Here is an 11,861-nt window from a genome sequence, read left to right on the forward strand (position 1 = left end):
GCCGTAAAGTCTGTTGTTCGCAGGAGGAACAAGGTGAGGCGCCGACCGGATTTTGGGAGGAGACGGTCGGCGCCAAACTGATTAACCTTTGGCAAACTCCGGATAGGCTTCGACGCCCACTTCCGCGATATCCATGCCGACCATTTCCTGTTCTTCGGTCGGGCGGATGCCAATGGTGAATTTGAGTGCAAACCAGACGATCGAGCTGGTCACCAGCACGAAGACGCCTGTGGCTACAACACCGGTAAGCTGTGCGATAAATGGCACTTCGGCGTTGGAAAATGGAACGATCAGCGTGCCCCAGATACCGGCCAACAGGTGAACCGGAATGGCACCGACCACATCGTCGATCTTCAGCTTGTCAAGCATCGGTACGGCGAAGACAACGATCGCACCACCGATACCACCGACCAGCAAGGCCTGCGGTACGGAAGGAGCCAAAGGTTCAGCGGTGATCGAAACCAGACCAGCCAGTGCACCGTTGAGCGCCATGGTTACGTCGATCTTCTTGTACAGCACCTGGGTCAGGATGATCGCAACAACCACACCGGCAGCAGCGGCCATGTTGGTGTTTACGAAGATCTTGGACACATCGCTGACGTCGGTGATCGTGCCCATTGCAAGCTGCGAAGCACCATTGAAACCGAACCAGCCGAGCCAAAGGATGAACGTACCCAGAGTCGCCAGAGGAATGCTGGAACCCGGCATGACGTTCATCTTGCCATCGACATAGCGTCCCAGACGAGGACCGACGATCAAGGCACCAGCCAGAGCCGCCCAGCCACCGGTCGAGTGGACCAGCGTGGAGCCGGCGAAATCACTGAAGCCCATGGCGTCGAGCCAGCCAGCACCCCATTCCCAGCTGACGACGACGGGATAAATGAACCCGGTCAGCACGAAAACAAAGATAAAGAATGGAATGACCTTGACGCGTTCGGCAACCGTGCCGGACACAATCGACGCGGTGGTTGCGCAGAAGACCATCTGGAAGAACCAGTCAGAAGCAACCGAATAGCCGGTTTCAACATCGGCTTCACCAACGCCCTGCATGGCATAAGGGAAATCAGCGATACCAAAATAGCCGCCTTCAAAACCCGGATAGGCGATCGAGTAACCGATGACCCAGAACATGATGCCGGCGATCGAATACAGGCCGATATTCTTCAGGCACTGCATCGACACGTTTTTCGACCGGACCAGACCGGCTTCCAGCATGGCAAAGCCAGCGGCCATCCACATGACCAGAAAGCCGCCGATCAGGAACAACAACGTGTTGAGGATATATGCCGTGTTTGCGCTGGGATCGACCACTTCGGCCACTTCCTGCGCTAACGCAGGAGCAGCGGCACCCATGGCCACCAGCCCTGCTGAAATTGTTAGAAATTTTCTCATGATTATCTGTGTCCCCCGATTATATTGCTGTGTCGCCGGTTTCGCCGGTGCGAATGCGGACGGCGTCTTCGAGACCAAGGGTGAATATCTTGCCATCACCGATCGATTCCGTACCAGCCGCGGTCTGGATCGCCTCAACGGCCTGCGCTGCAACATCACTGCTGCACGCAACCTCGATCTTCAGCTTTGGCACCATATTTGTGGTATATTCTGCACCACGATAGACTTCCGTCTGGCCCTTTTGCCGACCGAAGCCCTTGACTTCGGTTACGGTCATGCCGGTCACGCCGACACCGGTCAGCGCTTCACGAACATCGTCAAGCTTGAACGGTTTGATTATGGCTATGATAAATTTCATTACGCCCCCTATAGTTGTTGCCAAGGGACACCTCGCAAAGCTCATGCCAGAATCGGAAGGCGCTGGATTCAAACGCTTTTCGTCAAATCAGGGGGCTTAAGAAAGAGTAAATTTTGTGCATTGCAGCAGAGATGCACAATTATTAGGCAGCACGCTCCGCCAGCCGCGCCAAAATTTGCGGGATGACTTTTTCCGTTTCGCGGCGGCCAATATCGATCAATTCTTCGGCGCGGGTAAAGTTCTGGATGTCGATATGACCGACAGGCGGCGACATCGCGAAGTCGGGCGGATCGAGCGCCAGCGAATAGCGGCTCAGATTGCGCAGCGACAGGCCAATCGATGCCTTAACGACCGCCAGGCTGTTCGGATCCTTGCTGCTGTTCTCGGTGATACCGGCAGCGATCGTGCGGTTGAGATAATCATCCTGCAGATTGACCGAGAGACACAGCGCCTCGGGCGCCAATTCCCGGACCGGTGATACCGGAACCGGCAAGGCGGCACCGCCGTCGACCAGAAGGCGGCCTTCATGCTGTACCGGTTTGAAAATGCCGGGCAGCGACATCGACGCACGAACCGCAGGCACGAGCTTGCCCGATTTCATCACAATCGTGTCGCCGGTGCGCAGATCGGCGGCAACCACGGCGATCGGAATCGGCAGATCCTCGAAACGAGTGGGGCCGAACTCGGTTTCCAGCTCTTTTTCGATATTGCGCGCGCCCATTACTGCGCCGCGCTTGAAATGGGGATCCATGAAGCGCAGCATATTGCGGAAATTGACGTTCCGCGCCATGTCCTCGAGATAGTCGAGCTTGCCGACGGCGTAGCTGGCACCGGTAATCGCGCCGATCGACGTGCCCGCGATCGCGGCAATTTCAAGCGGTGAATCGTCGATCGCCCGCAGCACACCAATATGGGTCCAGCCGAGCCCTGCCCCACCACCAAGCGCCAGCGACACTTTGCCAGCGCCGGTCACAAGGACACGTCCTCGGCCAATATCGCCCTGGCTTCCGTCAAATCCTCTGCCAGCACCATCACCCGCGCAGGCAGCGCGATACCGGCCCCCTCGACAATATTCACATTGCTGTCAAAACACACTGCGCCGATGCCGGCGGCTTCCAGCCGACCGCGAACGATCTCCGCTTCGACGCCATGCATATGCCGGGAAAGCTCGACCAGGCTCATGACCCACTATCCACCAAAATAGCGGTCCGTGGCGCGCGTCGGCAGGCCGTCGATGCTTTTCACCCGGTGCGACATTTTTTCCATCCAGGCGTCGGGATCGGCCTGGCGATGATATTTGACCAGCGTTTCCCGCTCAGCCTTCAATTCCATCTGCGGTACGCCCCAGCCGCAGCTGGTCTGGACGCTGTCGAGCTTGATGTCGAAAATCTGGCGCGTGCCGGGCAATATGTCGAACGGCGCGGACAGTTCATCCCAGCCCGCGTCCTGCGGCAGGACGGGTTTGCCGGTGCCATAGAGTCGCATGATCAGCGCCGGGTTGGCAAAATTGTTGAACATGATGGTGATCCGGCCATCGGCGACCAGATGCGCGTGGGTCTCGTTGCCGGAACCACCAAGGTCAAGATAGGCGACGCGGTCGGGAGCGAGGACACGGAAGGCGTCATAGCCCTTGGGCGACAGATTGATCCGGCCATCTGCGGATGCGGTGGCGACGAAGAACATCGGTTGCTTTGCGATGAAGGCGATGTGATCATCGTTCAGGGCATCAAAAAACTCCGCCATCTCTTTCCCTTCTCAATAATATGGCCCGCCCAAAACAAGCTTCCAGGTCACGGCCAGCAGCCAGTGGATCGCTATCACCGGCCAGAGGGACTGCGAAACGATCCGGATATGAGTCAATACTATGCCGAGGATGAACGTAGCAAACAGAAATGACGGTTGCAGGAAAATCGCTGACCAGGGCGGACCGAAGGTCAGCGCCTGAAACGGGTGCCAGAGCACGAACAGCCCGATCGCAAGCCAATTGCCCGCGCGCTGCGAGAAAGTGGCGAACCAAGACAGGAGAAGGCCCCGGAAAACCAGCTCCTCCAGCAACGAGGGGACGAAAAACAGAATGACGGCGGCGACGAGCGCGGATGAAAGATCGCCGACCGGATTGAAATACAGCCAGCCGCCGAGAAATCCCGACAGGGCGATGAGCGCAACCGCCGGCAGCGCGATCGCCACGGCCGCTTGCCAGCGCGCCGCATCGGGCCATATTTGCAGGGCGCGCAGCGTCTGGTTCACGGCCCGCATGGGGCCTACCAGCTGGCTCCGTCTTCAATGGCCGCCTGTTCGCCTGGCCGAAATTGTCGCCCGAGCACTTCGTTGCGATGGGGGAAGCGGCCAAATTGGGCGATCACGTCGCGATGCTCGTTGGCAAATTTTTCGTTGCGGTCCAATTTGGTGAACAGCGCCACCGATTTGTTCTGCAGGCGCATATCCTCGGCATGCATGAACGGCATGTAGAGGAAGACCCGTTGCTCCTCAGGCAGCTGCTGATCGAGTTCCAGGTCAACCGCCTGTTCCGCAATCTGCTGCGCCAGATGGTCTGTCGAATAGGCATCGGCGCTGTCGCGGAACATATTGCGCGGGAACTGGTCGAACAGGATCACCGCTGCGAGCGCAGTTTCCGGCGAGCCGAGAAAGGCGTCGGCCGTTTTCGACTTCTGCTCTTCCCAGAGTTCGAGAAAGCGCTCTTCAATCTGCTCGTCGACGGCGTCATTCTTGGCCCACCACTCGTCGGACTCAAGCTCCTCAAACCAGAAGCGGATGATTGTGGAAAAATCGGTCATTGCTGATCCGGATAGGGTCGAAACAGCTCGCTGATCGTCGACTTTAGCGGTTCAATCTGCAGCGCGGCGCGCGTGGTCGGAGAAATACGGTTGGGTCTGTCTACAAAGGCAGGTCCGAAACTAATCGCCAGTCCCAGCCGCGTGGCCATTGGACCATTTCTGAGGCGATCCGCGATCAGACTGGACAGCGCCTTTTCGTCCTTTCGGCAATCATAGGCTACAGACTTCTGGCCATATAGATCGCCGGGCATATTATTCAGTCGGGCCAGCGCGCGATCCGCTCCATCGCCATCCAGCACGCAAGCGCGCAGGGCATCGAGAAATGCATTTCCGCTTTGCCGTTCGATATCGTCCGGCTCCCCTTCAACCTTGGCGATGTATCGGCGAATCAAGGCCGAGCCTTCCTCCAACTGGTCACTCTGGATCATCCGGTAACCATTGTTGAACGCGATATTTGCCACGGGGCCGCTGACATCATCATCAGCCTTCTCGATTAGCGCATTGGACAAAGCAATCGACCGGCCGTGCAAGCCCTCATCCCACAGGCTTCGGGTAGCAGCAGTGACAATCTCAAACACCTTCGCAGTTTGATCCTTACCATCCCATTCGTCTATGGCAGCCTGACCGCCCGCTTCTATCTCATCCCAACGATCCAACGCAGCCAGCAAACCGATCTTCTCGCGACCGAATTCATTGTTTGTCTTTTCAAGAGTCGTCCAACTCATCCGGGCCGCTTCATAGCCTTGGGCGTTGCGGACTTCCAGAACCGGCCAGATCGGCTTGGCGGGTATGAACGACAGCAGACCGACAACATAATCCTCCTTCTGGAGAAAACCCGCCAGCCTTGAAGCGCGTGCTACATCCCCGCCGTCCAGCAATTCGCCAATTCCCGACAACAGGGATTCATCGCTTTTGGGGGACGGCGGCGGCACATAGAGAGGGCTGAAATAGGCCTTCACCAACGCTGTCTTGCGTTCCTTTTCTCCCGCAGCGGCCAATCCTCTCAGCGCAGAATCCAGCTCGTGAAAAGGGACTACCTGATATAAATCCGGATAATCCGAAAATACGGAAATCAGATCATCCGAGCCGGACAGTAGCAAATCGGGCTCGTCGTAACTGTGAATTCGTGCCATTGCGCGCAGAAGTCGCGGAACCCAAGCATCCGGAAAGCTTGCAAGGCATTGATCGGCCGCAACCAGCGCCCCGTCGTTGTCGCCACCGGCGGCAAGCGGAGTGATTCTCATGCAGTCGATATAGGAGCGCAAGAGGGTAGGACCTGCGGTGCGCTCGCGCGCCAAATCCAGCGCCCGCAACTGCCGTTGCGGGTCGTTCGAAATCGACATCGCCTCATATAGTTCCCGGTACGCTCTGCTCTCTCCCTCGACCGGGGCCGGCGGCAAAAACGGACCGATGTTCGCAAAAGCCGGGGCCGGCAAGATCGCAGCCAGAGATAGCAGGCCACCCAAGACCGACCGACTGACGATCCGGCTCAAGCGGTACCGCCAACGGTCAGGCCTTCGACTAGCAGGGTCGGCTGGCCGACACCCGCCGGCACCGACTGGCCGCCCTTGCCGCACATGCCGATGCCTTCGTCGAGAGCCATGTCATTGCCGATGCCGGCGACCTTGGTCAGCACGGTCGGGCCGTCGCCAATCAGGGTTGCGCCCTTGATCGGGGCGCCGAGCTTGCCGTTCTCGATTTTATACGCCTCGGTGCAGGAAAAGACGAATTTCCCGGAGACGATATCGACCTGGCCGCCGCCGAAGCTTTTGGCGTAGATGCCGTTTTTGACCCGGCTCATCAGTTCATCCGGATCATCGTTGCCGCCACGCATGAAGGTGTTGGTCATCCGCGGCATGGGCGCATGGGCGTAGCTTTCGCGCCGACCATTGCCGGTTGCGGGCACGCCCATCAGCCGCGCGTTCAGCCTATCCTGCATATAGGATTTCAGGATGCCGTCCTCGATCAGGATATTTTCCTGGGTTGGCGTGCCTTCGTCGTCGATGCTCAGCGAGCCGCGCCGTTCGCGGATCGAGCCGTCGTCGACCACCGTGACACCGGGTGCTGCCACGCGCTGGCCGATCTTGCCGGAAAAGGCACTGGTGCCCTTGCGGTTGAAATCGCCCTCGAGGCCGTGGCCGATCGCTTCGTGGAGGATGATGCCGGGCCAGCCGGGGCCGAGCAAAACGGTCTGTTCTCCTGCGGGTGCGGCGACGCTTTCCAGATTGACCAGAGCCTGCGCCAAGGCTTCGTCTACGGCCCGGTTCCAGCGTGCTTCCTCGAACAGGTCGTCATAGAGATACCGCCCGCCCATGCCGAAGCTGCCGCTTTCGCGGCGGCCATTCTGTTCGGCAACGATCGAGACGTTAAGCCGGACCAGAGGGCGCACATCGGTGGCGACAAAGCCGTCAGGGCGCACCACCTCGACCACGCTCCAGCTGCCGGACAGGCCGACAGAAACTTGCGAGACGCGAGGATCGCGGGCGCGGGCCGCCGCGTCGATCTGCTGGCAGAGCGCAACTTTCTTGGCGAACGGGATCGCTTCGAGCGGATTGGCTTCGCCATAGAGATGCCGGTTGTTGCCGCGCGGCGGCGGCGCTTTTTCGCCTTTTGCCGGGTCGAGCAGTTGCAGAGTCTGGGCCACGCGCTGGATCGCCGCTTCGCTGATTTCGTTGCTGTGGGAGAAGCCGGTCATCTCGCCGGACACGCCGCGCAGGCCAAAGCCGCTGTCGGTGCTATAATCGGCGGTTTTCAGACGGCCATCGTCGAAGCCGAAACTCTCCACCGCGCTATATTGCAGATAGAGTTCGCCATCATCACAGGACGAGAGACTACTGGCAACGAGCGCCTTGGCACGGTCGGGGTCTAGCCCGTCGGGGCGATACAGGAAGGAACGGGGGTCAAGATTATCTATCATTTCCCGTATATAGAAATGAATCGGGGGCCTTGCACCCCCTATGTCGGATTATTCTTCGGACTGGCTGGCAGCGGTGTCGGCAGGCCCGCCGATCATCACGAATCGCCGATCACAATAGCCGCAGTCGACATAGCCTTTTTCGTCAATCTCCAGCCATACGCGCGGATGGCCGAGCGCTGCGCCGCCGGGAATATCGGTGGCACCGTCGCAGGCGTTACGTTTTTTGGCGGTTCTGACAATTTCTGGAGCGTCAATCATGCCAGAGCGATTAGCAACGGATGCGATGCCGCGCAATCCTGCAAATGCAGCCTGATCCGGTTTTTGAGCAGGAGGCGGCAAAGGCTTTGATTGTAGCCCACAAGATGGTTATGCGAAACGGATGACAAATGCAGCGATCTCGATCCAGAATCTCTCCAAGACCTATGACGGCGGCAAACAAGCGCTGGATGATGTCAGTTTTGACGTTCCGCGCGGTTCGATTTTTGGCCTTCTGGGTCCCAATGGCGCTGGCAAATCGACCTTGATCAACATTCTCTCCGGGATGGTCCGCAAGACCAGCGGCAGCGCCAGCATCTGGGGCTTCGATATCGATGACAACCCGCGCAACGCCAAGGCGTCGATCGGCATCGTACCGCAGGAGATTATTTTTGATCCCTTTTTCACCCCGTCCGAAGCACTGGAGGTACAGGCAGGCCTTTATGGCGTCCCGAAAGCGAGCCGGCGGACGATGGAATTGCTGCGTGCGGTGCATCTGGAAGACAAGGCCGATGCTTATGCGCGAACCCTGTCGGGCGGCATGAAGCGACGGTTGCTGGTCGCCAAGGCGATGGTCCACTCCCCACCCATTCTCGTGCTCGACGAGCCGACCGCTGGCGTCGATATCGACCTCAGGCAGCAGCTTTGGGAATATGTGGTGGAACTGAACCGGTCCGGCGTGACGATCGTGCTGACAACCCATTATCTGGAAGAAGCGGAAAATCTGTGCGACCGCATCGCGATCATCAATCATGGCAAGCTGATCGCCAACAAGCCCACACCGGAACTGGTCGACATGGCGCGCGAAAAGCTGGTCGAGCTGACGCTGGACCGCGATATCAGTGACGCACAGGACGCGGTTTCCTTTGCCAATGACCTGTTCGAAAAAGCCGAGATTATCGGACCGCGCACGGTTGCGGTCACCTATAACAAGGACCGGACCAATGCCGGCGGCGTGATGGCCGCGATCCAGGAACGGGGCTTTGCAATCGTTGACGTGACGACACGAGAAGCGGATCTGGAGGATGTGTTTCTCAATCTCACCCGCGCCAAAGCGGCTTGAACAGCATGCCCGGCCTTCGGTCCGCAGGCGGTGAACCTGTCGAACTGCGCCGATCCATCAACAGCCGCCCCTTGGCAGGCCCAGGACTAACGGAATTAATGCATTGAACCATGACGTAATCATTGTCGGGTCCGGCGCCGCCGGACTAAGTGCCGCAATCACACTAGCGCGCACCCATAAGGTATTGGTGCTGGCCAAGGGGGAACTGACCGGCGGCTCCACCTCCTGGGCGCAGGGCGGCATTGCCGCGGTGCTGGACGCGGGGGACACGTTCGAAAATCACATCAATGACACGATGGTCGCGGGCGCTGGCCTCAATCGTCGCGAAACCGTTGAGTTTGTCGTGGAAAATGCCCCGGCGGCGATTGCGCGGCTGGAAGAAATGGGCGTCCCTTTCAACAAGGAAGCGGAAGTCCTGCATCTGACCCGCGAGGGCGGGCACAGCCACCGGCGGATTGTCCATGTCGACGATGCCACCGGATGGGCGGTGCAGGAAGCGTTGCAGAATACCGCTGCGGCGCACCCGAATATCACGTTGCGGCCGCATATGGTGGCGATTGACCTGATCGTCGACCGCCATGCCGAAACGCCGACCGGTGCCAACAATGTCTGGGGCGTCTATGCGCTCAACAATGAAACCGGTCATGTCGAAACGCTGACCGCGCGCGCGACGATCATGGCCAGTGGCGGCGCCGGGCGGACCTATCTCTTCTCGACCGCACCGCGCGGCGCGACCGGCGATGGCATCGCCATGGCGTGGCGGGCGGGCGCGCGGGTTTCCAATATGGAGATGATGCAGTTCCACCCAACCTGTCTCTACAATCTGGAGGTCAAGAATTTCCTGATTACCGAAGCCGTGCGCGGCGAAGGCGGGCATCTGAAGCTGCCGGAAGAGGCCGACGATGAAGCGGGCGACCGCTTCATGGCCCGCTTCGACCCGGAGCGCATGGAACTGGCGCCGCGTGATATTGTCGCACGCGCCAACGATCATGAGATCAAGCGGCTCGGGCTGGACTATGTCGATCTCGATATTTCCCACCGCGATCCGGAATTTGTGAAAGGCCATTTCCCGAATATCTATGACAAGCTGATCGGGCTGGGTATCGACATGACCAAGGAGCCGATTCCGGTAGTGCCGGCACAACATTATACCTGCGGCGGGATCTTGATCGACCTGGCGGGCCGCACCGACCTGCCCGGCCTCTATGCTGCCGGGGAAGCCAGCGAGAGCGGGTTGCACGGTGCCAATCGATTGGCATCCAACAGCCTGCTGGAATGTTTCGTGTTCGGCGATGCTGCGGCGCGGGATATTGCCGAACATTGGGACGACCTCCCTGCCCCGCCCGCGATCCGTCCCTGGGATGAAAGCCGGGTCACCGACAGCGATGAGGAAGTGGTGATCAAGCAGACTTGGACCGAAATCCGGCGTTTCATGTGGAATTATGTCGGCATCGTCCGCACCACCAAACGCCTCGAACGCGCTCAGCACCGCATCGACCTGCTGCGCGGCGAAGTGCAGGAATATTACGGCAATTTCCGGGTGACGCAGGATCTGATTGAATTGCGCAATCTGATCGAGGTGGCGGATCTGATCGTGAAATCAGCGCTGGCCCGGAAGGAAAGCCGGGGGTTGCATTATATTACCGACTATCCGGACATGCTGCCGGTTGCGGAGGATACGATTCTGGTGCCGTGACACTATACCAACGGGAGGGACTTATGGGGTTGAAGGTGATTGGCTCGGGTTTCGGTCGAACCGGGACCCTGTCAATGAAGGTGGCGCTGGAGCAGTTGGGCTACGTCAAGACCCACCACATGGAATATGTGCTGAAGAACGCCGACCAGCGCGCCCTGTGGCACGACGTAGCGACCGGCGGCACGCCGGACTGGGACCGGATTTTTGACGGCTACCAGGCGAGCGTCGATTTCCCGTCTGCCTCCTATTACAAGGATTTGCTGGCGGCCTTTCCCGACGCCAAGGTCGTGCACACGGTACGCGATGTCGATCGCTGGTACAAAAGCGCGAGCGAAACCATCTATGCCATCGGCCGGGCAGCGCCGGCCTGGGCGACGAGGCTCCTGCCCTTTTTCCGCGGGAACAGGGAGATGGTCGACGGCACGGTCTGGAACCGGGTGTTCCACCGGCGGTTCGAGGACGAAGCCTATGCCAAGCAGGTTTTCCGCGACTATACCGAGCAGGTGAAGGCGGATATCCCGGCGGACAGGCTGCTGATCTTCGAGGTGAAAGACGGCTGGGAACCGCTTTGTACCTTTCTCGGCCAGGAGGTGCCTGACACGCCCTTTCCGCATGTCAACGATAGCGCCAGCTTCCGCAAGATGATCCGCAATATCAAGCTGGTTTTCGGGACGGTGCATGTCTTGCTGGCTGCGGGGGTGGTGGGGTTGGTCTGGTGGCTGGTGTCTTGACGCCTGGGTGGAGCGTGAGGGAGACTTCGTGATCCCGGGACAGGACGCGGGCGTGCTTTCCGTTCTTTGCCATTCCGCTTGCCGGCAGAGCTCCGCGTCGAGCGCGGAGCACATTCTTTCTAAATGGTGACCACCTTATGCTCCGCGCTTGACGCAGAGCTGTGTGGGCTAAGCGATATCGTTGTAGAGATCGCGCCACTCCGGATTATTTGCCCCAATCCGCGACCGTTTTCCGTCCGGACGCCGCCGGATTTGATTGTGTCCCACCATTCCGCTTGCCTCCAGGGCTCCGCGTCGGGCGCGGAGCACATCTTTCTATATGGTGACCACCTTGTGCTCCGCGCTTGACGCGGAGCTCGGCGGGCTAGGCGATATCGTTGTAGAGATCGCGCCACTCCGGATTATGCTCTTCGACCAACGCCATTTTCCATTCCCGGCGCCATTTCTTGAGCTTCCATTCGCGCCCGTGCGTCCTGAATATCGTCATGTGCTTCAAACCAGACCAGCAGCATGCAGTTATGGTCTTTTGAATATCCCTCGATCAGCTTGTTTCTATGCTGGTAAACGCGCTGCGCGAGATTGCTGGTGACGCCGAGATAGGTTTTTCCGCAGTGGCGGTTGGCCGTGAGGTAGACATAGGCGGATTTGGTCATT

14 protein-coding genes are annotated in these 11,861 nt (G+C 59.1%); 3 read left to right on the forward strand and 11 right to left on the reverse strand.

Annotated features, from left to right (window positions below):
- Positions 1–81: 81 nt before the first annotated feature.
- The 10 genes from ACN0WW_RS06410 to ACN0WW_RS06455 all read right to left on the reverse strand — a co-directional run bounded on the left by ACN0WW_RS06410 (position 82) and on the right by ACN0WW_RS06455 (position 7,720).
- Positions 82–1,392, reverse strand: a complete 1,311-nt coding sequence (locus ACN0WW_RS06410; protein WP_417610588.1) for an ammonium transporter — start codon at positions 1,390–1,392, stop codon at positions 82–84.
- A gap of 19 nt (positions 1,393–1,411) precedes the next feature.
- Complete coding sequence (locus ACN0WW_RS06415) at positions 1,412–1,750, reverse strand: P-II family nitrogen regulator (RefSeq protein WP_417610590.1); 339 nt, start codon at positions 1,748–1,750, stop codon at positions 1,412–1,414.
- Positions 1,751–1,892: 142 nt separating this feature from the next.
- Complete coding sequence (locus ACN0WW_RS06420; protein ID WP_417610592.1) at positions 1,893–2,723, reverse strand: patatin-like phospholipase family protein; 831 nt, start codon at positions 2,721–2,723, stop codon at positions 1,893–1,895.
- On the reverse strand, positions 2,720–2,932 hold the full coding sequence (locus ACN0WW_RS06425; RefSeq protein WP_417610594.1) for a DUF2007 domain-containing protein: 213 nt from the start codon (positions 2,930–2,932) through the stop codon (positions 2,720–2,722). Before ACN0WW_RS06425 ends, ACN0WW_RS06420 begins: the two co-directional genes overlap by 4 nt.
- A 6-nt stretch (positions 2,933–2,938) precedes the next feature.
- A complete protein-coding gene (locus ACN0WW_RS06430) occupies positions 2,939–3,493 on the reverse strand; it encodes a pyridoxamine 5'-phosphate oxidase family protein (protein ID WP_417610596.1) in 555 nt (184 codons plus the stop codon).
- 12 nt (positions 3,494–3,505) lie between these two features.
- The gene (locus tag ACN0WW_RS06435; protein ID WP_417610598.1) at positions 3,506–4,006 is read right to left on the reverse strand and encodes a type II CAAX prenyl endopeptidase Rce1 family protein; all 501 of its coding nucleotides are present in this window, start codon (positions 4,004–4,006) and stop codon (positions 3,506–3,508) included.
- 5 nt (positions 4,007–4,011) lie between these two features.
- Positions 4,012–4,545, reverse strand: a complete 534-nt coding sequence (locus ACN0WW_RS06440) for a DUF924 family protein (RefSeq protein ID WP_417610599.1) — start codon at positions 4,543–4,545, stop codon at positions 4,012–4,014.
- Positions 4,542–6,038, reverse strand: coding sequence for a hypothetical protein (locus ACN0WW_RS06445; protein ID WP_417610601.1), 1,497 nt, complete (start codon positions 6,036–6,038; stop codon positions 4,542–4,544). Before ACN0WW_RS06445 ends, ACN0WW_RS06440 begins: the two co-directional genes overlap by 4 nt.
- Positions 6,035–7,462 (reverse strand): metalloprotease TldD, encoded by a 1,428-nt coding sequence (tldD, locus tag ACN0WW_RS06450; RefSeq protein ID WP_417610603.1) that lies wholly within the window; start codon positions 7,460–7,462, stop codon positions 6,035–6,037. The genes ACN0WW_RS06445 and tldD overlap by 4 nt, the downstream gene beginning before the upstream one ends.
- Before the next feature lie 48 nt (positions 7,463–7,510).
- Positions 7,511–7,720, reverse strand: a complete 210-nt coding sequence (locus ACN0WW_RS06455; RefSeq protein WP_417610605.1) for a zinc-finger domain-containing protein — start codon at positions 7,718–7,720, stop codon at positions 7,511–7,513.
- Positions 7,721–7,841: 121 nt separating this feature from the next.
- Here ACN0WW_RS06455 and ACN0WW_RS06460 point away from each other — a divergent pair, with 121 nt between their 5' ends.
- The 3 genes from ACN0WW_RS06460 (at position 7,842) to ACN0WW_RS06470 (ending at position 11,207) form a co-directional block, all read left to right on the forward strand.
- Positions 7,842–8,780 carry an ABC transporter ATP-binding protein gene (locus tag ACN0WW_RS06460; protein WP_417610607.1) on the forward strand — a complete coding sequence of 313 codons (939 nt, stop codon included), beginning with the start codon at positions 7,842–7,844 and terminating at the stop codon, positions 8,778–8,780.
- A 103-nt stretch (positions 8,781–8,883) separates the two neighbouring features.
- Complete coding sequence (gene nadB, locus ACN0WW_RS06465) at positions 8,884–10,476, forward strand: L-aspartate oxidase (RefSeq protein WP_417610609.1); 1,593 nt, start codon at positions 8,884–8,886, stop codon at positions 10,474–10,476.
- 23 nt (positions 10,477–10,499) lie between these two features.
- Positions 10,500–11,207 (forward strand): sulfotransferase family protein, encoded by a 708-nt coding sequence (locus tag ACN0WW_RS06470; RefSeq protein ID WP_417610611.1) that lies wholly within the window; start codon positions 10,500–10,502, stop codon positions 11,205–11,207.
- Positions 11,208–11,608: 401 nt separating this feature from the next.
- Here the strand turns inward: ACN0WW_RS06470 and ACN0WW_RS06475 are convergent, their stop codons facing one another.
- Entirely contained in the window at positions 11,609–11,860 is a 252-nt protein-coding gene (locus ACN0WW_RS06475; RefSeq protein WP_417610613.1) for a GIY-YIG nuclease family protein, read from the reverse strand.
- Position 11,861: the final 1 nt, after the last annotated feature.

It is taken from the genome of Parasphingorhabdus sp., from assembly GCF_048269865.1.
Classification (GTDB): Bacteria; Pseudomonadota; Alphaproteobacteria; order Sphingomonadales; family Sphingomonadaceae; genus Parasphingorhabdus.

What these genes read in the sequence shown, in the direction of transcription:
- ACN0WW_RS06410 (WP_417610588.1), bottom strand. Translation starts at nt 1,392, where the DNA reads ATGAGAAAATTTCTAACAATTTCAGCAGGGCTGGTGGCCATGGGTGCC.
- ACN0WW_RS06415 (WP_417610590.1), bottom strand. Translation starts at nt 1,750, where the DNA reads ATGAAATTTATCATAGCCATAATCAAACCGTTCAAGCTTGACGATGTT.
- ACN0WW_RS06425 (WP_417610594.1), bottom strand. Translation starts at nt 2,932, where the DNA reads ATGAGCCTGGTCGAGCTTTCCCGGCATATGCATGGCGTCGAAGCGGAG.
- ACN0WW_RS06430 (WP_417610596.1), bottom strand. Translation starts at nt 3,493, where the DNA reads ATGGCGGAGTTTTTTGATGCCCTGAACGATGATCACATCGCCTTCATC.
- ACN0WW_RS06435 (WP_417610598.1), bottom strand. Translation starts at nt 4,006, where the DNA reads ATGCGGGCCGTGAACCAGACGCTGCGCGCCCTGCAAATATGGCCCGAT.
- ACN0WW_RS06440 (WP_417610599.1), bottom strand. Translation starts at nt 4,545, where the DNA reads ATGACCGATTTTTCCACAATCATCCGCTTCTGGTTTGAGGAGCTTGAG.
- tldD (WP_417610603.1), bottom strand. Translation starts at nt 7,462, where the DNA reads ATGATAGATAATCTTGACCCCCGTTCCTTCCTGTATCGCCCCGACGGG.
- ACN0WW_RS06455 (WP_417610605.1), bottom strand. Translation starts at nt 7,720, where the DNA reads ATGATTGACGCTCCAGAAATTGTCAGAACCGCCAAAAAACGTAACGCC.
- ACN0WW_RS06460 (WP_417610607.1), top strand. Translation starts at nt 7,842, where the DNA reads ATGACAAATGCAGCGATCTCGATCCAGAATCTCTCCAAGACCTATGAC.
- ACN0WW_RS06470 (WP_417610611.1), top strand. Translation starts at nt 10,500, where the DNA reads ATGGGGTTGAAGGTGATTGGCTCGGGTTTCGGTCGAACCGGGACCCTG.
- ACN0WW_RS06475 (WP_417610613.1), bottom strand. Translation starts at nt 11,860, where the DNA reads ATGACCAAATCCGCCTATGTCTACCTCACGGCCAACCGCCACTGCGGA.